Here is a 22,181-nt window from a genome sequence, read left to right as displayed (position 1 = left end):
ATTCTAAATTTACTCTTTTCGTCCGATTTCACCAATACTAGCGCAGGCAGCAAAAGGCGAAACTGGCAAAGCCTGGCTTTTGCTGACTGCAGCGGGCTTTTCATTCTGATTTTTCAATCGTAGATTTTTACCCAGCTTGTGTGTAGCCATTGTTGGGCGCTTCCATTTTATTCGTTGTAAACCTAAAAAAGCGACCGTTTTACCGATTCTGGATACTTCAAAAGGGCCTTTTCTACTGATTTCTCAATCATTTTGAACCGATTCCCTAATTCTGATGATCTCAAATTGATCTTGAAAACTGATCTCAATTTACCGGTTTCAAATTCCTGATCTTGAAGACTAATCTCCCAAATTGATCAAAATTTCTAATCTCCAGTCTTCAATTTGATTCGGCTAAATTCCAGTTTTTCAAGTCGATCTCAATTCAAGTTGACCAATTCAATCTACTGATTTTCAATCTCTAAAATTTCAACTTGATTCTCGACAACCCGATTCAATTTGATCAGACTCTTATTCGGTGAAAGGTTCAAATCCTTGACCTTATCCCCTATTCAATTCGATGGTTTACCCAAATTCTTGATTTCCCGTATTGAGGCCCTAAACGCAAAATCTCTCCAAAAAACTCGATTTCCTTTTTCGATGACAGGGAGCGGATATTGTTAAGGATCTCAATTATTCGGGACAACGGATTACCCGATAAAACAACTCTATTTTCCATTTTTTTGCCTGCCTAATTGGGCTATACATTCAATTGACCGTAACAAACAAAACTCGGGTTCCAAAAACCAATTATTCCCGATTTTCAAAGGCAGGCTTAATCTCTAATCATTTGTTTATCAGTTTTTTATTCCCAGAATGGAGTGCGCCCAACGGCCCGGCTACGTGCCGTGCCGGATTCTAAAATTACCATTTCAGTTTCCATTTCACAAATGCTAGCGCTGGCAGCAAAAGAGCAAATTGGCGCAGCTTGGCTTTTGCTGACTGTGCGGGTTTTTCATCTCTATTTTCTTCTCGAAAGTTTTTTACCGGCATGGCATGTAGCCATTGTTAGCATCAGTTTTCTTTCCTATCTTCATCGTCAAAATTAACGAGGATTTTATTTAACTCTTTTATCGGTCCAGTCCCAATTCCACCTTTTTTAATAGTCAATTTTATTGATTCCTTGAATTTCGATTTGTCGATTTCAATATTGTTTTCAGCTATGTAAAAGATTGCAGATGAATTATGAAACTCTATTGCCAAATCTTTGATTCTATCATTGTATTTTTCATCATGCTTTTTGTCTTTCAGAGCAATGTATTGCAAAAAATGATTTTCATCTAACTTATACAATATTAAACTATCCATTTTTTTATGTCTGTCTCAGAATCTGGATAGAAATTTACTGCTTCAAAATATATTTCTGTACAAATATCTGAGACCAATATTTGGTCACCACTCATCTTTGAAAAGCTTTCATTGTCTTGTAGGGCATCATTAAATGCTTTTGATGGTTTAATTAATTCTCGTTCAATTAGTGATTTATATGCATAAGTTCTTATTAACGGATTTTCATGGGTTGTCAATCCTTTTAGTTTTTCGTCACTCGCTTTTGATTTAAGCTTCAGAAATTTTTGATATTGTTCACTTTTTTCTCCAATAAAACCAATATGTTCTGATTCCATCATTTTATCTTGTGCAATTTCTTCAACAAGCTTATTTACATCTATACAAGAAGTTGTGAAAAATATGATTAATATAATGGTAATTTTTTTCATTTTCAATTGATGCTAACTCAGCGCAATACGAAGTATTGCGTGTAAAAAAACTCCCGGTTTACCCCCAAAAGATACACCAAAAAACCCAACAAAACCAACCTCCGAAACACAAAAACACCAACCATATACACTCAGATTTAATGTGTTAAATTGCGGAGGCGTAATATACCAAAAACACCCCCAGGGACAGCACTACAGATCCAGGTCATCCAAAGGGCTGCTAAGGCTTCTTAAGGCATCAGAAGACACATGCAGGTAGCGCTCCGTCGTCTTAATATCATTGTGGCCCAGCGCTTCTTGTATGTAACGGAGGTTCTGACCGGCATCAAGACTGTGCGTGGCAAAACTGTGGCGTAAAGAGTGGACCGTCACATCAGGATTGATGCCAGCCCGGTCGCGTGCACGGCAGAAGAAAGCCTGAATGCTGCGCTTGCTGTAGGCTCCGCCTGACTGCCCCTCGAATAGGTATAGCTTGGGGTGGTATTGCTTCAAATATTGATCCAATACGGGCATGACGTTGTTCGCAAGAACGGTATACCGGTCTTTACTGCCCTTGCCATCACGAATGAATATGCACTTGCGGCTCTTCTTGATGTCCCGAACCCGCAAATTGACGGCTTCGCTGATGCGGAGACCGGCAGAATAGATCAGCATTAATATGCAGCGGTGCTTGAGATTGGGTGTGGCGTCAAAGAGCTGACGGACTTCCTCACGGGTTAAAATGGAGGGCAGCCTCAGGGGCTTTTTTGGGCGGCTGACTTTGTAGAGCTGACGCTGATACTTAAGCACCTTTTCGTAGTAGGCCTTGATGGCATTGATGATCTGATTCTGCGTAGATGCGGAGTAATCCCTTGCTTTTACAATGTGTACAACGTAGTCTCGTATCTGATCCGGACTGATATCTTTGGCTTCGCGTTGCGGGAAATGGGACAGAAACCGGGCAAAATGATTGAGGTAACTCTTCATCGTCGCATAACTCATCCGCTCTATGAGCAGTTGCTCTTCAAAGGCTAGCAGTGCTTTTTCGTGCATGGGGGGCAGAGTGGTACTGGGGCGCCAACGCACGCGCTGTGGCTTGGGTAGGCTGATGCTATCGGATTCCCGCCCACGTGAGCGGGGGGCAAAATCGGCTTGAACCTCAGGCGTGAGTTCCAAATGCTGACCGAATAGCGAAAACAATAACCGAATACTCTCTTTGTTATCGGGCAAAAGCCAAAACTGCCCAGCCGTGTCAAAGTGCCAACCGGGTATGATCTCTAGTTTGGAAGCCCAGTCGCTCCTCACCTCGGGCATCTCGATCTTGAACTTCCTTCCTGCAGTGCGGGAGACCCACACCGCCATCTTCTCTTCCCGGATAGCAGGGGCCGGAGGGGTTTCACTGGTCTCTAAATTCATCTCCTCCAGAACGGACGAGGCTATGGATAATCCCGGAAACGCTGACCGCAACGCTGTGATTGTACCCGAAGTGCAGGGAAAGTACCAGCAACTATGCGTGGCACTGTACCGATAGCCTTCTATCTGCTTGCAACGGTACTTTGCATTACTGTCATACTGCTTGAAATCAATGCGGAGATACTTCCCGCCCCGGTGATGGAATAAACGAACCTGAATATTTGCTTCCTTGCTTGCTGAAAAATTGCTCATTTTACCAAATTTGAAGGTCAATTATCAAATAACACCTCCAAACATAACCTTATAATTCACTGGTATCAAGCATTTTAAGTGTTTACGCCAACGATAGCCGTCTTTAACCGTTAACAGCCGTTATTAACCGTTAAAAACAGATATAGGGTTTTGTAGACTGGAAATAGTGCCTGTAAGGAACACTTAACTGAGTCATCAATAGTGAATAAAGATGCTACGTTGGAATCTCTTTGTCACTCCAGCGGACTTAGTCCTATTGAATCTCTCCTGAAGTCTACGGCTCTTTTTTCTTCAAAGGACAAGTACTTATAACTTTCCTTATTTAGGAAATAATAGTAAGGAGCCTGCTTTTTAGGTCCCCAGGCCCGCCTCCTGTCTACAATCCAGGCAATTCCTTTGGGGCCCAGATAGCCATTGTGGTAGGCTTGGTCAAGTATGGGCTTCAGCCTTTTATTTTCTTCGTCATTATCCTAGTGTAATAATATGACATAAGCATGCATACTGGTTTCATGACCTACTACCCGACTATTTGGAAATCCATTTTGCTCAATTAGCCGGAGTAGTGTACTGATATTCTGAGAATCTACTCTTACTAGGTCATGAACCGGTACGCCCTCTCCCCTGTACGCCTTATCTTTTTGAAAAAGATCTTCAATAGCCTGCTTGTAGGCTTTGTCAAAGTAGGGATGCTGAATGTTGTGCTGTTCCTGAGCAACGGCTTCTATCTGACTGCTGCAAGCTGTTGCGAATCCATACATCCGGTTGTAAGCTTTTGTGCCCATTCGGTCCTTCAGTGCTCGTATTTTTTCATATTCCAGCCCCTGTGCCAGTGCTTTTCTGAAATAAGTAGCTGCTAATTTGCATTTGGAAGCCTTCGACGCTGCTCTCGAAATCGTGAAGTAATCGTATGCCGGTACATAATCAACCGGTTGAATGATCACTTCAAATAGGTCTAGGGAAGCAGCAATATCCCCCGAATCTATTAGCGCTTCGACCTTGTGAAATGACCTGTGATACGCGGGATAGGGGCTTCCTTCCTGACCGGAGCCTACCTTGCACCCGGTTAGCAACAGTAAGGCTCCGGTGTGCAATACGATTACTGCCCGAAGATTTACCATATTCCTAATCAGCTTCAGCAAGCCCATTCCCCGGAAATAAGGACAATGCCCCTGTAGCTTTCTATGGTAAAGCCTCCGGCATTCCAGCCCACATGGATTTCCCCATTCTCATCCTGAATGATACCGGAAACCTGCTTGTTTAGATGCAGGAGCAGCAGGTAGGCTTCTTCAACAGAGTATTCGGGCAGATTCATTTGAAACCCAAACCCTCCGGTGTGAAAATAGGAAGATACATACGCTCCATTACTGAACACGATCCTCTCCGTACCTAAAGTGGTCACGGTATCTCTTCGTTCCAGATAAATAGCGGTATCGCATACTTGCTTAAAGTAATCAGAGACGCTGGTGAACACCCCTGGATCAGACAGGGGTGCCCAACTGGACAAATAAGCATCAAATACAAAACCTTCTACCCCACCATAAGCCACCTTCACCCAATGCCCGCGAAGTACAACGGCAAAAGGCTTATCATCGAAGGCCGTACCCCGGTCGGTAAGTTTCTGGGAATAATATTGATATTCATTAGAGTTTATTAAGGTAAGTTTTGTATAGGGTATGGATGAGTATTTTTTGCCAGATCAAAGAACGCCCGGAACCTCGTAGCCTAAGCTACGAAGGTGAGGACGAGATGCAGAGCTGGTGAAAAAGACCATTCAGAGACATACAAAATTTGCGTTAATAAACTCTATTAATGGTTTTGTTGCCCCGGGAAATTACTGCTGGCTGCAAGGTCTACGCTGCTGCAATGATGATAAGCGCCCCCAAAACGGAAATAATACCAAGCACTAATCCTGCTATTGCCAAACCTTTCCCAGTCCTCACTTCCGGCTCTTTTTTGATTCTGCTTAGCGCTATAGCACTGAAGACAATCCCTAAAGTTCCCAGAATGATACCGAGAATGAATATCCCCACAAGGCCGGTAACAAACCCTGCAATGGCCAGTCCGTCTATTTCAGCCTGTTCTAACGCCCCTCTGGGACTTAAATCCTTATTTTTCTTTAGTTTCCTCTTGACAAATTTTAAAGCGATTTTCTCTTTCAAGGTCAGCTTCCTCCCTATCTCAGCCTGCAACTCGCTCTTGCTTTTACTGACCAGAGATTCCGGGCTAAGGTCAAATACCGATGCCGGGCGATCACCAGTATCAACCGCCGGCATTACAGCAGCATGCCCTCTAAAGGAATTGAAAATAAAACAAATGGCAAAAATGCCAATCAGCGTTAAACGATGACTCATGTTGATTGATGTTAATTGGTGAAAAATGCGGTTTTGAAACTAATTTCAGTGTCTGTTGTCTCAAGAGACGCCTTGCAGCTGAAAGCTCCCTGGCTGATCTACGCTAAAGCTTGTCCTTCGCGGGGCTCCCCAAATAATACACGCCCCCCAAGACATACCGCCACCGGGCGTGTATACTCTCAAAATCGGGATTACTATTGTGCCGGAAGATAGCACCGTAAGCCTCCCAGCCAGCATTGAGGGCATAACTTGCCTTTACAAAGGGCTCGGTGTGAAAAGGCATATAGTCGATTTCCCGAAGCGGAAGGGTTTCCGACGGAATGACGGCAATGTATTCGTAGGTAATCGTGGAGTTGCGGTTGTTCGTACTTAGTGTGTACAGCATTCGTATGCCAAAACTGACCGACACCCGGCCTTCCCGAAAACCTGCTGATAAGGGAAGCGTAAGAAAATACGTTCTGCGGTCCCTGTACTCTTCAACTCGAGTCAGCCCGAATGCAAAATCCGAGTCAAATCCCCGACTGTATACCCGGTGAGCGCGATTTAAATTCAAGCCTAACCCAAAAAACACCGGCACTTCCCGAAAGCTCATCTCTGCCAGCCCTCCTACCGTTAGTAAAGGCCGGAAGGAAACTTCAAAATCCTGCCGCATTACCTCCTCCCCGTTATTGAACTGCTCAATACCAATGCCTGCCTGTACGCCATACCTGAAAACCTGCGCGCCAAGCTGACAGCTAAACATAGGCTGTTCAGTCTGATAAGGTTCTCACCCTAGGGATTTTAGCTCTCGGTCCATTGATTTTCGCAGCCCGTAGCGGTTGTGGCAGACGTTATCCTGCTGCCACTCTTCCACATCCAGGCAACTGACGCTGGTCAGCGCACTGCGGACAAACCCGCTGGTGATTTCCCGGTTGTACAAAGCGACACTGAGCACATCGGCACTAATGGCCTTCATCCCCCCTTTGTTTTTGTAGCGGCTGAAGGTGCTCTCGATAATATCGGAGCAACAAATGATCTGGCTGCACCCTTTATATAATCCGGCATGGGCGGCAAAGTACGCATCTATTTTGGCAACGAATGCCTTGGCTTGTTTGGTGGCTACCTTTTGGGCACTCAAATACTGGGCGGCACTTTGCTGCCAGCGTTGAAAGCTGTGCTCGCTTAACCCTGCCGTTTTCAAGATAGCCGACGCGATGGCAATCAACTCCCTGACCTGCCGCAAGCGCCGCAGTAAAGGCCAGGCCTTACGGTAAAATGCGATGTGCCGACGCGCCACGGCCGGCAGCTTGGCCCAGTAGCCATCCATGCGGTTTGCCCACTCGACGATAGTGAAAATTCTCAGGAAGCGGTCTTTGTCCCGTAAGGTAGGCGGCAGCAACCCGCCCCAATCTGAGAGCATAAGCCGCCTGCGCAGTTGCCCGATTGAGGCGCTTAGCTCGCTGAGGGCTTCATCTTGCCCAAAGATATCCTTGACGGCGTTCATCATCACATGGCTGCAGTCACTGGCCCGGGGCAGGCTCAGGCTGCGCATAGCCGCCAGCAAAGACGTGCCTTGGTCGCTTACGGCGTACTTTAGCTTCAGGCCAGGATACCGGCTGAGGTTGTCCTGGATAAAGCGGGCGATGAAGGGGCCCGTCCAAGAGTTCTGCACCTCCATGCCGAGCACTTCAGCGTCCAGGCCGCACAGCGGGGCGCTGTAACACTGGCCGGCATCGACTTTGACGCCCAGCATGAGCAAGAGCTTTTCTTTGCCGATTTGGATACTCTCGTCAATGATGACTACATAATCGCCTTGCAAATCGCGGGTATACTCCAAGGCGTAATAGCCGCAGCGCAAAACCCAGTTGCGGATTGTAGTAGGGCTGGGCTTACCGTATAAGGGCCAGCCCATCATTTGGGCAAAAAACGCTGCGCTCTTCGCCGCACAGCGTAAAGAGCCACCAGCGTGCACCACTATATAAACGGCCAGCACCATCATCTGGGCCGGGTAGGAATGGTTAAAGACTTTTTCCGGCTCTGCAATCTTGCGCAGGCGGGCAATCTCAGCGTCCTGACGGGCTATTTTTGCATCCCGGTCTTTGATTTGGCCTTTCAGGCGACGGCGCCCGATGGTCTGCTCTTTTGCTTGAGACCTTGAATGTTTTATCGTAGCTTTGAGTCGTGCCCACATTAATGTGTTTTTTTGGTCGAACTCTAAAGCTACGGAAGTGTGGGCATACTTTTGCTTGGCAAAATACGTAGGGCTGATTTTGCATCAAACTGAACAGCCTACAGCTAAACATCACTAGTAGCAAAATGAGCCCTGCTTTTGCATTTCCCATAATCAAGCCTGGTCTGTTTGATAAAAAACGGTTAACGTAATACTGAAAACCTTTTCGACCAAAATACTCCGGTACGACTGCTTCACTAAAAGGTAAGAAATTCTAGCTGAATATGCTAAAGCTAGTGGATTGTGTGTATAATCTTAGTCCTTCACTTCCGTAGCGCGCCCCCCTAAATCAAATGCACCAAGCGTGTATAGTGCGCCCACTGCAAACCGCCAACGTCCAAAAATAGCTTCATAACTATAATTCCAGCGATAACGAAAGAACATGCCGTATACTTCAAGACCGGGCTTTATTGCTGCACTGCATTTCAAAAAGGGCTCTGAAAAGGTCGTACGCTGGCCCGGAACATACAATCTGCCTTTCTCCACTTTGTCTTCACCGTAATAACTCAGAGATAGCTCTGACTTGCTTTCATTGCGCCATAATATCCTGGAAAAGCGCCAACCGAGGTTTATCCTCAAAAAGCTATATTCAAACCCTATGGAAAGGGGCATGGTCAGCGTGTAAGCCTTGCTGTTCCTGTTCTCCACTACCCGGGCTAATCCGTAGGTGAAGTCACTGTCGAAGGCATACCGATACTTCCGGTGTACCCGGCTTAAGGCTAACCCCGATTCAAAAAACCAATGCTGGCTTTTTTTGTACCGAAGAAAGCCTCCTGCGGAAAATACAGGTATTCGTGAAGATTCAAATTCGGTAGTGGCACGAGAGCGAAACACTTCGTCTTTATACTCATCCATGCCTATCCCACCCTCGAGTCCGTAAGTCCAGCTTTGAGCGGACAGATCAACAACAAACAGGAGCAGGGCTAGAAGGAAAAACCGTGATTTACCGGACATGATTTAAAGCTGAAATGTATGATTTTAACTACCGAAAGTCAGTAAATGATCTGACATCCCCTTACAAATAATACCGTAGCCCCATCTCCAGCCCCAGCCCTAAAATGCGCTCCTGTACCGGCCCTTTACGAAGGCTGTTTAACTGATAGCGGCCTATAAGCTGAGTGAAGCCGGAAAGCGACTGTGTCAGATTGAGGTTGCCGCCTACCGATAAAAAACCAATAAAATTGAGCCGGTTCATAGACTCCCGGACCTCAGTAACCGAAGTGCCGCCTTCGTAGGAACGCTGTTGTACTACAGTGCGCCAGTAAATGGCAGGGGAAATACCCGCTTCGAAGTAGGGCTCGCAGATGGAGTTGATCAGCGTATATTTCACCCCAAGTGGAAATTCAAACATCTGATATTCATACCGGTATTCTGATCCAAAGGGCTCGAATTCCTTCCCGACCGTATTAATGTCTTGTGCCGGGTCAAAGGATTCTACCGGGCTTGTCGTAAAGCCAGGATTGGCATAGCGTGCGCCTGCTTTGATGGCCAGCGAAGGGCTGAGCCCCAAATAGTAATTGAACCCCAAACGGTAATTGAGCTTATTATTCTCATAGCCTTGCCGGTTGCTGATCATCGCTGCGGCAGCTTCGTCGGCGGTGTTGCCGCTGATCAGGTGAAAACCGAAGTCTCCACCAACCACTACATCAAAGGCGTCTTGCTGCCGCCAACCGGAACGGCCGTATTGCGCGCACAAATCGCTTGCAGAGGATAAAAGAAGGAAGATAACACTCCCGAATAAGGAGAAACTTAGGTTTTTCATGGCAGGCAGTTATTAAATTTTGAGGGTCCACATCAATTTTAAAACCTGCTTTACCTGATTTTATTGCTGTTTTTTCTCCAAAACCTCTTACCTTAACAAAGCAATAATCCAATCAATACCTATGAAAACGCCGCCCTCTACCGAAAAGCGTACCTGCAAAATTTGTGGACTGCCAATCAAAGGCAGGGCCGATAAAGTCTTTTGCTCTTCTACCTGTAAAAATGCCTACCACGTGGGCTTGCGCAAAGCTACATCCGAAGCGGTGCAGCAGACCGATAAAATCCTCCATCGAAACCGGTCTATCCTAATTGAAATTATGGATGGGAATCTCACACAGCGCAAAGTCAACCGCTCAGAACTGGATAAGAAAAAATTCAACTACAAATACATCACCGGCTATTCCGTCAATTCACGGGGCAAAACCTACCACCATGTCTATGACTTTAGCTGGATGGAGTTTTCAAATCAGGAAATTCTTATCGTAAAACGAGGAGCGTAACAAAATGGACAACCGGACCAATTGAGCATTGATAATCAAAGAATTACAACTACACCTAAAATAATCCTGTAACCATTTGCAAAAGGCTTCGCCGACCATAAGTCGCAAAGCCTACTCCTCCTAAAGTGCTTTGTTGCGATCACCAGACAAGCGCGTCTTCGCTTACAATGTTAATTTAGGCTTTTTTTTATTCTTGTGCAACCCATAATTAAAAAATCATAGCTCTCGCTTCCGATTTTAAGAGCTTTTTTGGAGCGGTTCCCTCATGAAAATCAAGGATTTATGATTCTGGCGAAGTCACTAAATTTGAGCTTAGCGGGCTAAATGAAAATTTACTGAGGAAGTCAGAGCTTGCCCCGCATTTCTACGGGGTTCATAAAGCGTTGATTTGCAACAGGAACGAGCTCCAAACTCTCTAAAGCTCATACAAATACAAGCTCCCTTCATAATAACAAAGGATAAGCAACCGCTCTTCCTCCGCCAAAACAGCGGCCGGTGCATCAGCCGCTACCGGGAAACCCGGCTGTACCTTGCCATCCATGCCGAGCACCCATAACCTGCGGGCATCAGCACTAAACCCCATCAACAGACCTTCGTCTTTCCATTCCTTATATTGTACGCTGTGCAGGGGCGCCCCTACCGACCATTTTTGTACTTCCCGGAAATCCGTGCCTTCGTAACTGAACAGGCGCAGAGAAGCGTTGTCCCACATCAAATAATCGCCTCGCTCATCCCCCACTATATCCTCAAACCGAAACTGTACAGCTCCCTCATGATTGGGCATAAGCGATAACCGGAAAGTCTGCCCTTCCAGATTAAAAACCTGCACATAACCATCAGATTGACCCACAGCAATACGCTGTTGTTGAGGCCCCAACCGCAGATAAGGAGGAGAAATGGCTTTCGCACGAAGTGGTAATGTATCGAGCTTCAATCGGCCGAGACGGTCAAAGAGATAAAGACGGCCGCTTTCCGATAGCACAGTTATATAATCTTGCCCCTGATACTGCGAATGCTGAACAGGAAAGGAAACCAGCGTGTCGGCCACCTGATTAGGCCCCCAGCCGGTCAAAAAACGGCCGTCCTGATCGTACCCATATATGCGTTGATCCCGGCTAGCGACCCAAAGAGCATAAACTACCGGTTGTTCCAGCACGCTTACCTCAAGAGGGGACTGAATACCCGAGGGAACCCTTAGTGGAAAAGGAGCATGCGCTTTTCCCTGCCAGTCCAGAACATGTACCTGATCACCGGCAGCAAAAGCAATGCCGGCTCTTCGTCCTCCATCTAAATACAGGGGCTGCGGCGCTCCCTGGATACTGTCCCGAAGCGGATAAACCCAGCGAACGTTCCCTTCCAGGCCCCGGCAAACCAAACCACTGCTTGCCTCCTGAACCAGAATGCTTTGCTCTAACAAAAAAGGACCAGCAATAATGGTTTCCTCCAGTGGTAATTGCCATACCAGCGCCGCCGCCAAACCAGAACGCTGCTCTTGCCTGCGGCTATCCAGGCTGATTGATCCATCTTCATAAATTGCCCCGGTGGTGGAGGACCAGCCACTCCAGAAAGTGCCTGCCCCTATGTCTTCCCCTATCATCAACTGATCGACAAGCCGGGCTGATCGCCCGTGATGACTGTACCACCATGCAGCAGGCCTTTTGGTGGAATCCAGCGCGACCCGGTTATTGAAGGTGGCATCCTGCAAAAGAGAAAGCCCCAATGCACGGGCATTCATCACCTGCTCTATGCCTGCCCGGGAAGGGCTCAGGGCTACATAATCTCCAAGAAACACAATGTACGGGTTGCGAAGCCCTCCCCGAATAAAAGAGCTGAATAAACCATCACCCAACACCTGACGAACTTCAAACATTTGATAGGAAAATTCTTCCAGCACACCCAGCTCTGAACTCAACTGAATAAGATAATCGGATGGATCCCCTCCATTAACCGAAAGCAGTAGTACCCGATTGTCAGGATACTCCCCCGGAAGAGCCAGCTGTGCAACTACCTTGTGCTTGCCCAACCACGGGTTTATAAAACGGGATAAGGGATTCTGCTCTGATATAGCCACGGCAGGAGCAGCAGTACTCCAGGCCAGTTGTATTGGCAAGTGCTCAGCAATCGATTCCATGGACGGAATAGCACTCCGATTATCCCGGGAATGCAACCGCCCACGAACCTGTAACCGCTCACGCCCTAAAGCAGTCAGGTGAAGCTGATAATCCGATTTTTCAAGCTCCTGAAGCCATGCAGACAGAGCACCGCCTGCCCTACCACTGAAAAAAGCCGATAGGTTCTCTACTGATACTGTAATCCCAGTATCCGCAACACCCTGCCATTCTTTTTGCCCGCCCTCTAAGGCTGCTATCATCGCTTCCACTAATCGTGACTGTGTGCCGGCTAGCCAGAGGTTGCGGTACTGTGCTACCCATATCCGCCCTGAGAGGGCATATAAAGGCACGCCCCGGTAGATTGAGACCGGCTCCTGAGCAGCAATACTCCGGGCTGCTACAGGTAGGCCACCGCGCTTAGCCACTGACCAACCGTAAGTGCCGGTGCCTATTTGTTGCAACATCCAAAGCCCATCCTCCCAGGCAGAGTCGATACTCAAAATGTCTGATCGGCCGCGCTTTAGCTCCACCACCAATGTCATTTTGTCCGCTACCAGCATATCAATTATTGAAAAATCCTTATCTTCGCTAGGCAACGATCGGAACACAATAGCAGTTGCAGGCGGTACTGCCTCCTCAACTGTACAAGGATAAATTACTAATCGATATATTGCCAGAATTACTCCGCAACACACTCCTGCAACACCGACCCATTTTAAATGAGATCGCTCTGATTGACCGGTCACTTATTGCACGCTTTTTATTGACTCAATAACAAACTCTATGAGAAAACCATTTCTAAGACTCGGTGGTTTGATGGCCCTGCTCGCAGTCGCACTAGGTGCCTTCGGTTCACATGGCCTGAAAAATGCGGTGGATGCCGCAAGTGTTAATACTTTTGAAATCGGTGTGCGGTACCAGTTTTATCATGCTTTTGCCCTCCTCGCGGTAGGGCTGTTGCTGTACTGGCGCAAAAATAAACTCCTCACAGCCGCCGGCTGGCTTTTCATCGCCGGTATCGTTTTGTTCTCCGGCTCCTTGTACCTGCTCGCAATAAGCGAGTTATTCAGCCTAAACACTTCGGTACTTGGCCCCGTCACTCCCGTGGGTGGTGTGGCTTTTATAGCCGGCTGGGCGTGCTTCATACTGGCTACATTCCAGAAAAATGAAAAGTCCTACCGCCGCAAAGGCAGTGAAGAGGGCTGATTACAGGCACAGCCGCGAACCTTAACATCTCACTTCGCACAAACAAAGGATGCTTCCCGTTGCAATACCGAACCAAAAAACAATCTCTAATGAAAAAGGTATTTGTAACTGTTACCCTGATTGGGCTTTGCATCCAATTCCTGAGCGCACAGGGTGTTTATCTGGGGCCTCGTATAGGCGCTACTTTTGCCAACGCTAAGGTAGATGGCGACAACGAGCCTGATTTTGACAACCGTACCTCTGTCCTTTTCGGTGGTTCACTGGAACTGGGACTGGGCGATTATTTCGCCATCCAACCTGAAGTAAGCTATATTCAACGGGGATTCGACGGTGGCGATGATGGTATCCTTGACCTCGCTCCTTCCGTCACCTTGAACTACCTGGATGTCGGCGGAATTCTCAAATTGAAAACAGGCAGCAGTGAGCAACTCAGCGCTTACCTTGGTGCCGGCCCATCCTACAGCTATTTACTGAGCGGAGAAGTGGGAGGACTGGACATTGATTTTGATGAAGAGGAAACCTTCAAACGGGGGGACTGGACTGCCAACTTTGCAGCGGGTGTTCAGCTGCCGCTTGGAAAAAGCTACCTCTTTGTTGACGTCCGCTACCTGCTTGGCCTTACTGATGTAAATGAAAACGATGATATAGAAGTCAGAAACCGGTCCTATGCAATTTCTGCCGGCCTAATGCTTCCCTTGTAAGCCTACCGGACAGATTGTAATTAAAAAGCGGCTTGCTGCACAGATGCAGCAAGCCGCTTTTTGCTTCTACAAAGCTTACTCGCCTGCCAATTCAGGCTCTTCCTCATCTTCTTTGCGGCGGTTGCGCCACCAAATGAAGCCAATCACACCAATAAGCATGTAAGGCGTTGCCAGCATATACAAAATGCCGTTATTCAACCCTTTCCCATCGGTGCCTCCATTCTTGAGATTGCTTTCGGCAGACATACGGCACATCGGGCACTGTGCCAATGCATCGGGCGCTGTGGCCACACTTAAGGTCATTGCCAGGGCAAGGATACTGAATAGCTTGATGATCTTATTTTTCATAATACTTTCCGGTTAAGTCACATAAAGATAACGTTTCCCCTCCCATTTACGTTTCACCCTATGGATAATATGGCATTAACATGAGATAAGCCACCGGTCCCGTCACCGCTACATAAAACCAAATGGGCCATACCCACCGGGCCATCTTCCGGTGCCGGTCAAACTGACCAGTGTACGCCCGGATGAAGGTGAATAAAATAAAAGGCAGGCTAACCGCAGCTAATACAATGTGGGTAAGCAAAATGATCAGGTAAAAAGTCCGCGTACTGCCTACCGCTGCAAGCTCCTCGGCACTGAGCGAGCCATCACCGTCCAAATCTCCGAATATAGTCTCAGGGGTGGTGAAGTGGTAAGCAACATAGGAAAGCAAAAACAAGACCGACAACCCCAGCGCCACCATCATAGTCTTCCGGTGAGCTTCCACCTGCTTTTGCTTGATAAAGTAAAGTGCAATGACCAGGGTGACCGCAGTCAGCGCATTCACGCCGGCATGAAAGGGTGCCAAAAAGCCCAGGTCAACTCCATCAGGCAAAGGAATTTTCACCTGCCGCATAACGCCTACCAGAATCAATACGGCTGCCGTGACAATCCACGCGCCGACATTGAGTTTTTTCTCGAGCTGTAAATCTGCCATTTCTTGTGCTTATTTTTCAGTTTCCCGCTCAAAGATGATATCCGGCTCTTCGATGGGGTGTAAGTTTAGAGTAATGTGCTTTATGAGTAATTTCAAATCTTCTGCGTTGTTCATATCATAAGTGCTGCGTACCATCGCGCTGTCCGCAAAAAATAACCGGGCATTGTCCACCAAGCTACCCGATTGTACGGCGCCGTCAAGTTTCATCGTTTTCGCAAGTCCGGCTATCTGAGCAGCATCCCCGTGCAAAAAGAAAAACTGCTCGGGGTCTTCCACCTTACTGTCGAGCAACAGCTGCGCTGATTCGGCCCGGGTGGCTATATCCGTACCTGCACGGAAAGTCAGGAAGTAAACATCTTTGCGTTCGTCGAACTGCTCTTCCATACGCTGAAGCAGGTCAAAATAAGCCTCCTTGTTTGCGCCGGTGTAGAAATGGCCAACGACCAGCTGATCAGCAAAGCGCTCTGCTTTCACAAGAGAGTCGTTGTAATTGACGAGTTCAAAATCAGCGAGAGGAGCAATATCTTTAAGTTCATTGAGCGCCTGAATCCGGTAGTTTAGCCCCGTTTGCAGGTAGTACCAGGATCCCAGTGGTAAAACAACCAACAGTAATAATAAACCGCCGATTTGTATCAGATTCATCTTATTCTTCGCCATATGCTTGTTGTGCTATAGTTTTGAGAAAAACACTGGAAACCGGGGATTGTTGAAGGTTTCATCCTATAACAAAAGGGTGAGAAAACTAATTTTCTCACCCTTCAGCAGATGCCTGTTGTACAGGCGTATTAGAACGTAAAAGCTTAACCTTTGAATTCGATGGTTGCAGCATCCTTCCGGAAACCCTGAAGATCATCTTTCTTCACTTCTTCTACCTTCTCTTTGTCTTTATCTTCGATTTGCTGACGGCGCTGCTTCCAGGCTGTTCCTTCCTGGAAAAAAGCAATCAGTGCCCAAACCAGCAGTACAGTAGGCAAAAGCACACTCAGCGCAAGACCTTTCACTTCGTACCGCATGTGCATGAATTCGTAAATAATGTAGTACGCCTTGTAGAGCGACAGTACGATGAGTACGAGCCCTACCACGTAACCCAGCCAGCTGATATCTTCCAGCCCGCCGATGACGTGGCCCTTGCCCAGAAGTGAAAAGAATACTTCTATCAAAGTGACCACGGCCAGAAGTACCAGACCTTTATAAACCAATTTCTTTGAATCTTCGTAGGATAAGTGTCCCATTATTGATAGCTATTTTTTTGGGTGAACAACAAAGTGGGTCATTAAAGGAGGTAGAATACCAGGAATACAAATACCCACACCAAGTCTACAAAGTGCCAGTACAGGCCGATCTTCTCTACCATCTCGTGGCCATTCTTACGGGCCATGTACAAGCCGCTGCCTGCATTGACCATAATAATGATCAGGAAGACCACACCCGAAAGTACGTGGAAACCGTGGAAACCGGTAATAAAGAAGAATAATGCGCCAAACGCCTTAGGGCCGAATTGCTGCATTTTCACCTCTCCTGCATCCGGACCGTCTGTTACCAGGTACTTGCGCTGCAGGAAGTTGTCCGAGTTCACAAAGTATCCTGCGTGGTCACCCTGCGTGTAGTCATGCTCAGCGTGGTCTCCTTCGCCATGATCCTCACCATGACCAGCACCCGCCTTGTGAATCAGATAGCTATCTCCGGCTTCGAATACTTCATCCGTTTCTTTGCCATTAGCATCCAGATACACGCCAGACTCCACATGTGTTCCGAATGGATTGACATTCACCGTCATATGCTCTGTAGCGATCAGGTTAGTCCATTCCCATGCCTGACAGCTTAGGAAGCCAATACCACCAATAATAGTCAGTAGCATCCAGAAAACAACCCCGTTTTTGTTCTCACGGTGCCCTTCCTGCACGGCACGTACCATCGTCACGGAGCTGATGATCAGCAGGAATGACATGATCGTTACGAAAATCAGCGGAGCGTGATGTACGCCGAATGGCGCTGTTGAGAAAACGAAGTCAGGAACAGGCCAGGTCGGGCTGCTGAAACGCAACGCACCGTATGCAATAAGGAAACCTGCAAACGTAAAAGCATCAGAAAGCAGGAAATACCACATCATCAGCTTGCCATAGCTCGCCTTAAATGGCGCTTCACCTCCATCCCAGGAGGAACCGCCCTGATTGTCCAAATCCTGTTTTTCCATTACGGAATCTGTTGTCGCCATCGGTCTTATCTATTTTGTTTGTTTCAGTTGTAGTTGAGATTAAGACTGCTGCAGGGTAAAAAATACCAGCAGGTACACCCACAGAAAGTCTACAAAATGCCAATAGATTAATGTCATTTCAAAACGCAGCTTCCGGGCGGGTGTCACCTTATGCGTTAAAGCAAAAGCGTGAATGATCGCCACAATTAAAGCTGCTATCCCACCCAGTATATGCGCGGCATGAACACCGGAGATCACATACACAAAGGAGCCGGAAGGGTTGGTAGTAAGCTCCACACCAATAGCGGTGAGCGTCTGCCACCCCTGATACTGCAAAGCTAAGAAAGCCAGCCCCAAAATTAAAGTAAACACCAGCAATACTCGGTAAGCCTGCGTTTTACCCCGCTTAAACGCAAGGTAAGAGCCGTGCACTGTTGCGCTGCTCAGCAGAATAACTAACGTATTAATGTAGAAAATGTCCGGTAAACGGAACTCCAGCCAGTTGCCCGCTGCCTGACGCACAATATAGGCGCTTGTGAAAGCAGCAAACATCATCAAAATACTCGCACAGGCTACGCCTAATGCAAATTTCTTGGGATGGATTTTACTTCTTGTATATTCAGTTGCCACAGTTGCATTCATAATTAAACCTAAATTTTATCTGCAAAAAAGGCTAATAGGGAAACAGGAATGTACAGAAAAGAAAAGAACATCAGCATCAAGGCTGACTTCCGGTCCGCTTTACGGTAAAAATTCCAGCTAAATCCTGCGTAAGCCAGGGATAAAACAACGACAATCCCGGCAGATACCACGCCGCTAACACCCATCCAGTAGGGAAACAACCCTACCGGCACGAGGCAAAGCGCAAAAATAAAAGATTGCAGCGCGATCGAACGATCTGGCTGCTGCCCGCTCTTGGGCACCAACTTATAGCCTGCTTTGTCGTAATCCTCAAACCCAAGCCAGCCAATAGACCAGAAGTGAGGGAACTGCCATAGAAACTGCAGTGTGAACAGGCTTAGTGCCAAAGGAGTAAGCGTACCCTGTGCCGCCACACAACCAATAAGCGTAGGCAATGCACCGGGTATAGCCCCAACAAAAACCGCAACGGGTGAAATGCGCTTGAGCGGGGTATAAAGAAAAGCATACAGCACCAGCGAAAACGTCCCAAAAAACGCCGCCCATGGATTGAACATCGCTAGCAGGGTGATGCCAAACAAACTCTGAAGCCCGGCAAACATCACCGCCTCTGAGACGGTCATGCGACCTGCCGCCAAAGGACGGTCAGCCGTACGCTTCATCAAACGGTCGTAATCTTTTTCAAGTACCTGATTCAGTGTATTTGCTGCACCAGTTACTAAAAAACCGCCTGCAGCAAGAATAGCTACAGCGCCCCAGTGCAGAACATCCGCTGCAATAGCGAAAGCCACTACCGATGAAAAAACAACAGTAAGGGTAAGGCGGAACTTCACCAGCATATGGTAGTCCTTTACCTTACGCAGCATCAGGCTGCCCCAACTTAATTGTTCTGCTCTTGTAGACACGTCTGTACCTATTGTATTACAGGAGGTAGACCCTGTACTTGAAGGCTACCTCCTGCAAAGTGAATTTATAATTTTAGCTTGACTGCCGGCTTAGATTAGTGTTCATCCTTAGACTCATCAGCGCCAACTGGCTGAATCTGAGGAATGAAATCCTTACCGTCCTTGCCGTAGTCATATGCCCACCGCTGAACAGTAGGAATCTTGCCTGGCCAGTTACCGTGGATGCCCTCGATCGGAGTAGTCCACTCCAGCGTTGAAGCTTTCCATGGGTTGCGGTCAGTCATCTTCTTACCTTTCCAGATGCTGTAGAAGAAGTTTACTACAAACAACAGCTGGAAGCCGAAGGTGATGATCGCAGCTATAGTAATGAACTGATTCATCAGGTCGAAAGAGCCAAAGGCTGCGAAACTGTCAAAACGGTAGTAACGACGTGGCACACCTGCCATACCAAGGTAGTGCATAGGCCAGAATACAGCGTAAGCACCCACTATCGTACCCCAGAAGTGCAACTTGCCAAGGGTCTCATTCATGAAACGGCCATACATCTTGGGGAACCAGTTGTAAATCCCCGCGAACATACCAAAGAAGGCCGCAACACCCATCACAATGTGGAAGTGAGCAACAACGAAGTAAGTATCGTGCAGCTGAATGTCAATGGCGGAGTTACCCAGGAAAATACCTGTCAAACCACCAGAGATAAACATGGATACGAAACCAATGGCAAATAAGCTGGCAGAGTTAAAGCGGACGTTACCGCCATAGAGGGTTGCAATCCAGTTGAACACCTTTACTGCTGATGGCACTGCAATAATCAGGGTGAAAATCACGAAGAAATTCGAGATGAATGGATTCACACCTGACATAAACATGTGGTGCGCCCACACAATAAAGGACAGGAAGGCAATTGCCAAAATAGAGTAAACCATCGCCTTGTATCCAAAGATTGGCTTACGGGAATGTACAGAAAGTACTTCCGATACAATACCCATTGCCGGCAGGATGATGATGTATACTTCAGGGTGACCCAGGAACCAGAACAAGTGCTGGTACAGAATCGGGCTGCCACCTACGTGGTCAAGCGCCTGACCACCAATGAAAATTTCACTAAGGAAGAAACTCGTTCCAAGGCTGCGGTCAAAAGTAACCAGCAGGAATGCAGATACCAGAACGGGGAACGAAAGCAGACCAATAATGGCGGTAATGAAAAACGCCCAGATGGTCAGTGGCATACGCCACATGCTCATACCCTTGGTACGCATATTAAGAACAGTAGTGATATAGTTGATACCGCCAAGCAGCACCGATACCACAAAGAAAACAAGGCTTACAATCCATAGAGTCATACCTGCACCAGAACCACTGGAGGCTTGAGGCAGCGCACTCAACGGCGGGTAAGCCGTCCAACCGCCTGCAAACGGTCCTGTATTCAGGAACAAAGAGAAAAACATGACCACTCCTGCCAGGAAAAAGAACCAGTAGGAAAGCATGTTCATGAATGGGGAAGCCATGTCCCTTGCACCAATCTGCAACGGAATAAGCAGGTTGGAGAATGTGCCACTCAGACCGGCGGTCAATACAAAGAATACCAGTATGGTACCGTGCATCGTCACCAGTGCATAGTAGAATTCAGGTGCCAGTGAGCCAATGCCCGCATCATTTACGGTAATCCATTTGCCCAGTACCGGCTTCAGCCATGCCATATTTTCCTCCGGGAAACCCAGCTGAAGACGGAAAACGAGAGACATCAGACCACCAATAATCGCCCAAAACATACCTGTGATCAGGAACTGTTTAGCGATCATCTTGTGATCCTGACTGAAAAAATAAGTTGTTACAAAATTAGATTGAAATTTATCGCCGTGGTGATGGTCATGAAAGTGATCATCGTAACCGTACTCTTCGATCAAAAGATCGTCTTCGTGTACTAGCGGCTTGTCTGCAACATTAGCCATCTGCTGAAAAATTTTATTGTTATCCGTTCTAATCGTTCTTGCAATACTCTAACACAAATGCCTGGTTCTTGTTCCGGAATTATTCGGCAGAACCGTCACCCTCGGGAGCTTCCTCCTGAATCGAACTGGCATCTGTGAGTTCGGCTTCCTCTTCTGCTGTTTCAGCAGCAAAAGGATCGTCCTCTGTACCTTTGATGGTAGAATCATAGTAAGACTGCTGTTCTGAAAGCCAGTTTTTGTACTCCGCTTCCGAAACAATACGGACTGCGCGGCGCATCGCGTAGTGGCCCTTGCCACAAAGCTCTGCACAAGCCAGTTCAAAGTTGAAATCTTCAAACTTTGTCGGGCCTTCAGGGTCCTCAGGATCCAAAGGTGCATGCCACTCCGGGTATTGAGGTTCTCCGCGGTCATTCAGAGCACCAAGCTTCGCACGGTACTCCTCTGTAGTCGTTGTCGGAGTGAAAACAAAGTAAGTCGGCATACCTGGCACAGCATCCATTTTTACACGGAAGTGAGGCAGGTAAAAGTTATGTAAAACGTCGCGGGAAGTAATCCGCACACGCACTTTCTTACCTACTGGCAGTACAATCTCACTCGGGTGGAAATCATCCAGGTTTTTCTCATCTGACCATACCTGACCAAGTGGGTTAGTCGCTGAGATCATCTTGTAATCCCGCGCACCCAGCTTTCCGTCGGGCCCGGGATAGCGCAGGTGCCAGGCAAACTGATAACCTGTCGCTTCGATTTCGATATAATCTTCACCCTCTTCCACATCAGCCATTACGTCATTCCAGGCATCAAGCCCTCCAACTACGAGGAAGGTCATTACTACCGCAGGAATGGCAGTCCAAATCACCTCCAGGCGGTTGTTGTGCGAAATGTACTCTGCCTTTGAGCCACGGCGTGCGCGGTACTTGTAAGCAAAGTAGAATAGCAGTATCTGTGTGATGAAGAATACAATGCCCGTGAAGAACAGTGTGATATTAAAAATGTAATCAATGCTGCTACCGTGAGCAGAAGCAGATTCATTAGGACCATACCATAGCATGCTGTCCTTATAATAAATGGCAGACACGGTACAAGCCAGAAGGAACACAATCATGAAAATCATGGAGTAGCCCGCCTGTGTACGGTTGGTCCGCTCCTGTGCTTCCTCTTCACCGCGAATTTACCCGCCAGCTCTGTCACCTTGCCGATCTGAACGACAATAATGCCAATGAGAATAACGCAAAGTAGTACGAATAAAGCAGTCATTATTCTTTATCTGAT

Annotated in this window: 24 protein-coding genes; 3 read left to right on the top strand and 21 right to left on the bottom strand. The window is 47.4% G+C overall.

Going from position 1 to position 22,181, the window contains the following annotated elements; genetic code table 11:
- Positions 1–9: 9 nt before the first annotated feature.
- From ACO08I_RS24460 to ACO08I_RS24410, 11 genes are all read right to left on the bottom strand, one after another.
- On the bottom strand, positions 10–150 hold the full coding sequence (locus ACO08I_RS24460; RefSeq protein ID WP_421947385.1) for a hypothetical protein: 141 nt from the start codon (positions 148–150) through the stop codon (positions 10–12).
- 903 nt (positions 151–1,053) lie between these two features.
- Positions 1,054–1,347: a hypothetical protein gene (locus tag ACO08I_RS24455; RefSeq protein WP_421947384.1), complete on the bottom strand. Its 294-nt coding sequence runs from the start codon at positions 1,345–1,347 to the stop codon at positions 1,054–1,056.
- Positions 1,335–1,757: a hypothetical protein gene (locus tag ACO08I_RS24450; protein ID WP_421947383.1), complete on the bottom strand. Its 423-nt coding sequence runs from the start codon at positions 1,755–1,757 to the stop codon at positions 1,335–1,337. The genes ACO08I_RS24455 and ACO08I_RS24450 overlap by 13 nt, the downstream gene beginning before the upstream one ends.
- A 192-nt stretch (positions 1,758–1,949) precedes the next feature.
- A complete protein-coding gene (locus ACO08I_RS24445) occupies positions 1,950–3,401 on the bottom strand; it encodes a tyrosine-type recombinase/integrase (RefSeq protein WP_421947382.1) in 1,452 nt (483 codons plus the stop codon).
- Between the two features lie 470 nt (positions 3,402–3,871).
- Positions 3,872–4,519: a hypothetical protein gene (locus tag ACO08I_RS24440; RefSeq protein WP_421947381.1), complete on the bottom strand. Its 648-nt coding sequence runs from the start codon at positions 4,517–4,519 to the stop codon at positions 3,872–3,874.
- 14 nt (positions 4,520–4,533) lie between these two features.
- On the bottom strand, positions 4,534–4,905 hold the full coding sequence (locus ACO08I_RS24435) for a hypothetical protein (RefSeq protein ID WP_421947380.1): 372 nt from the start codon (positions 4,903–4,905) through the stop codon (positions 4,534–4,536).
- 346 nt (positions 4,906–5,251) lie between these two features.
- On the bottom strand, positions 5,252–5,752 hold the full coding sequence (locus tag ACO08I_RS24430) for a DUF4190 domain-containing protein (protein WP_421947379.1): 501 nt from the start codon (positions 5,750–5,752) through the stop codon (positions 5,252–5,254).
- Between the two features lie 103 nt (positions 5,753–5,855).
- Positions 5,856–6,494 (bottom strand): outer membrane beta-barrel protein, encoded by a 639-nt coding sequence (locus tag ACO08I_RS24425; protein WP_421947378.1) that lies wholly within the window; start codon positions 6,492–6,494, stop codon positions 5,856–5,858.
- A gap of 24 nt (positions 6,495–6,518) precedes the next feature.
- The gene (locus tag ACO08I_RS24420; RefSeq protein WP_282784619.1) at positions 6,519–7,922 is read right to left on the bottom strand and encodes a hypothetical protein; all 1,404 of its coding nucleotides are present in this window, start codon (positions 7,920–7,922) and stop codon (positions 6,519–6,521) included.
- Between the two features lie 294 nt (positions 7,923–8,216).
- Positions 8,217–8,915: an outer membrane beta-barrel protein gene (locus tag ACO08I_RS24415; RefSeq protein WP_282779879.1), complete on the bottom strand. Its 699-nt coding sequence runs from the start codon at positions 8,913–8,915 to the stop codon at positions 8,217–8,219.
- 61 nt (positions 8,916–8,976) lie between these two features.
- Positions 8,977–9,723, bottom strand: coding sequence for a hypothetical protein (locus tag ACO08I_RS24410; protein WP_421947377.1), 747 nt, complete (start codon positions 9,721–9,723; stop codon positions 8,977–8,979).
- A 121-nt stretch (positions 9,724–9,844) separates the two neighbouring features.
- Here ACO08I_RS24410 and ACO08I_RS24405 point away from each other — a divergent pair, with 121 nt between their 5' ends.
- Positions 9,845–10,222, top strand: coding sequence for a hypothetical protein (locus ACO08I_RS24405; RefSeq protein WP_282777326.1), 378 nt, complete (start codon positions 9,845–9,847; stop codon positions 10,220–10,222).
- 415 nt (positions 10,223–10,637) lie between these two features.
- Here ACO08I_RS24405 and ACO08I_RS24400 read toward each other — a convergent pair whose 3' ends face one another.
- Positions 10,638–12,893 (bottom strand): hypothetical protein, encoded by a 2,256-nt coding sequence (locus ACO08I_RS24400; protein WP_421947376.1) that lies wholly within the window; start codon positions 12,891–12,893, stop codon positions 10,638–10,640.
- A gap of 223 nt (positions 12,894–13,116) precedes the next feature.
- On the opposite strand from ACO08I_RS24400, the gene ACO08I_RS24395 reads away from it, so the two are divergent.
- Entirely contained in the window at positions 13,117–13,539 is a 423-nt protein-coding gene (locus ACO08I_RS24395) for a DUF423 domain-containing protein (RefSeq protein ID WP_282777330.1), read from the top strand.
- 89 nt (positions 13,540–13,628) lie between these two features.
- Positions 13,629–14,240, top strand: a complete 612-nt coding sequence (locus ACO08I_RS24390; protein WP_282777332.1) for a porin family protein — start codon at positions 13,629–13,631, stop codon at positions 14,238–14,240.
- 75 nt (positions 14,241–14,315) lie between these two features.
- Here ACO08I_RS24390 and ACO08I_RS24385 read toward each other — a convergent pair whose 3' ends face one another.
- From ACO08I_RS24385 to ACO08I_RS24345, 9 genes are all read right to left on the bottom strand, one after another.
- The gene (locus tag ACO08I_RS24385; RefSeq protein WP_282777334.1) at positions 14,316–14,588 is read right to left on the bottom strand and encodes a hypothetical protein; all 273 of its coding nucleotides are present in this window, start codon (positions 14,586–14,588) and stop codon (positions 14,316–14,318) included.
- 58 nt (positions 14,589–14,646) lie between these two features.
- Positions 14,647–15,222, bottom strand: a complete 576-nt coding sequence (locus tag ACO08I_RS24380) for a DUF420 domain-containing protein (protein WP_282777336.1) — start codon at positions 15,220–15,222, stop codon at positions 14,647–14,649.
- 9 nt (positions 15,223–15,231) lie between these two features.
- Positions 15,232–15,879, bottom strand: a complete 648-nt coding sequence (locus ACO08I_RS24375) for a hypothetical protein (RefSeq protein WP_152604864.1) — start codon at positions 15,877–15,879, stop codon at positions 15,232–15,234.
- A 143-nt stretch (positions 15,880–16,022) separates the two neighbouring features.
- The gene (locus tag ACO08I_RS24370; RefSeq protein WP_052515652.1) at positions 16,023–16,454 is read right to left on the bottom strand and encodes a cytochrome C oxidase subunit IV family protein; all 432 of its coding nucleotides are present in this window, start codon (positions 16,452–16,454) and stop codon (positions 16,023–16,025) included.
- A 41-nt stretch (positions 16,455–16,495) separates the two neighbouring features.
- Positions 16,496–17,437: a cytochrome c oxidase subunit 3 gene (locus ACO08I_RS24365; RefSeq protein WP_052515653.1), complete on the bottom strand. Its 942-nt coding sequence runs from the start codon at positions 17,435–17,437 to the stop codon at positions 16,496–16,498.
- 39 nt (positions 17,438–17,476) lie between these two features.
- On the bottom strand, positions 17,477–18,058 hold the full coding sequence (locus ACO08I_RS24360; protein ID WP_044215522.1) for a cytochrome c oxidase subunit 3: 582 nt from the start codon (positions 18,056–18,058) through the stop codon (positions 17,477–17,479).
- Positions 18,059–18,066: 8 nt separating this feature from the next.
- Positions 18,067–18,960, bottom strand: a complete 894-nt coding sequence (gene cyoE, locus ACO08I_RS24355) for a heme o synthase (RefSeq protein WP_282777341.1) — start codon at positions 18,958–18,960, stop codon at positions 18,067–18,069.
- Between the two features lie 95 nt (positions 18,961–19,055).
- Complete coding sequence (locus tag ACO08I_RS24350) at positions 19,056–20,912, bottom strand: cytochrome c oxidase subunit I (protein WP_421947375.1); 1,857 nt, start codon at positions 20,910–20,912, stop codon at positions 19,056–19,058.
- A 79-nt stretch (positions 20,913–20,991) separates the two neighbouring features.
- On the bottom strand, positions 20,992–22,023 hold the full coding sequence (locus tag ACO08I_RS24345; protein WP_421947374.1) for a cytochrome c oxidase subunit II: 1,032 nt from the start codon (positions 22,021–22,023) through the stop codon (positions 20,992–20,994).
- Between the last annotated feature and the right edge of the window lie 158 nt (positions 22,024–22,181).

Source organism: Phaeodactylibacter xiamenensis, assembly GCF_965229835.1.
Classification (GTDB): domain Bacteria; phylum Bacteroidota; class Bacteroidia; order Chitinophagales; family Saprospiraceae; genus Phaeodactylibacter; species Phaeodactylibacter xiamenensis.
Note: the sequence above shows the minus strand (reverse complement) of the source record. Positions and strands in the feature narration are given on the sequence as shown.